The organism is Peptoniphilus sp. SGI.035 (assembly GCF_050315115.1).
Classification (GTDB): Bacteria; Bacillota; Clostridia; order Tissierellales; family Peptoniphilaceae; genus Peptoniphilus_A.
Genome location: NZ_JBNPOJ010000057.1, coordinates 1 through 934, shown reverse-complemented (window position 1 = coordinate 934; position 934 = coordinate 1). Strand labels below are relative to the sequence as shown.

8 tRNA genes are annotated in these 934 nt (G+C 44.4%); all 8 read left to right on the top strand.

Going from position 1 to position 934, the window contains the following annotated elements:
- Window positions 1-30 precede the first annotated feature (30 nt).
- A tRNA-Thr gene (locus ACQRC6_RS09815) sits at window positions 31-106 on the top strand.
- Window positions 107-128: 22 nt separating this feature from the next.
- A tRNA-Tyr gene (locus tag ACQRC6_RS09810) sits at window positions 129-214 on the top strand.
- A gap of 23 nt (window positions 215-237) precedes the next feature.
- Window positions 238-311 (top strand) — tRNA-Gly (locus tag ACQRC6_RS09805).
- A gap of 5 nt (window positions 312-316) precedes the next feature.
- Window positions 317-393: transfer RNA gene (locus ACQRC6_RS09800), tRNA-Arg, on the top strand.
- A 13-nt stretch (window positions 394-406) separates the two neighbouring features.
- Window positions 407-482, top strand: a tRNA-Gln gene (locus ACQRC6_RS09795).
- Between the two features lie 10 nt (window positions 483-492).
- Window positions 493-568 (top strand) — tRNA-Lys (locus tag ACQRC6_RS09790).
- Between the two features lie 20 nt (window positions 569-588).
- Window positions 589-677: transfer RNA gene (locus tag ACQRC6_RS09785), tRNA-Ser, on the top strand.
- 52 nt (window positions 678-729) lie between these two features.
- Window positions 730-805, top strand: a tRNA-Lys gene (locus ACQRC6_RS09780).
- Window positions 806-934: the final 129 nt, after the last annotated feature.

The following is a 934-nucleotide window of genomic DNA, read 5'->3' as shown; positions in this document are numbered from 1 at the left end:
ATATAGGGAATATTATGTAAAAAGAGAGATGCTGGTGTAGCTCAATTGGTAGAGCAACTGACTTGTAATCAGTAGGTTAGGGGTTCAAGTCCTCCCACCAGCTCCAAAAAGACAATTGGGGATTTCATGGAGGAGTTCCCGAGTTGGCCAAAGGGGACGGACTGTAAATCCGTTAGCTTAGCTTTCAGTGGTTCAAATCCACTCTCCTCCACCAATAAACTTAATAAAAATTTTTATGCGGGTGTAGCTCAGTGGTAGAGCCCCAGCCTTCCAAGCTGGTTGCGAGGGTTCGATTCCCTTCACCCGCTCCATATAAGCACCTATAGCTCAGTAGGATAGAGCAATGGACTTCTAATCCATGTGCCGGGGGTTCGAATCCTCCTAGGTGCGCCAAACCCAATAATATTGGGGTGTAGCCAAGTCGGTAAGGCACCAGACTTTGACTCTGGCATGCGTAGGTTCGAGTCCTGCCACCCCAGCCAAATTAGTTAAGACCCATTAGCTCAGTCGGCAGAGCACTTGACTTTTAATCAAGGTGTCGCGCGTTCGAATCGCGCATGGGTCACCATTTTAAAATTTTATATGTATGGAGAGGTACCGAAGTGGTCATAACGGGGCGGTCTTGAAAACCGTTAGGGTGCAAGCCCACAAGGGTTCGAATCCCTTCCTCTCCGCCATTTTTTATCTGTGATAATCACAGATTTTTTATTGAAATTTTAATATTTTTTAGACCCATTAGCTCAGTCGGCAGAGCACTTGACTTTTAATCAAGGTGTCGCGCGTTCGAATCGCGCATGGGTCACCATTTTAAAATCTGTAGAGTTTTTCTGCAGTTTTTTTTGTGTATTTTTTATGGCTCTATGTCAAATATTGGAGAGACTCGTTAACTTGAGTCTCTCTTTAGTACCATAAATAGTGTAAGAAAGACCAGCTA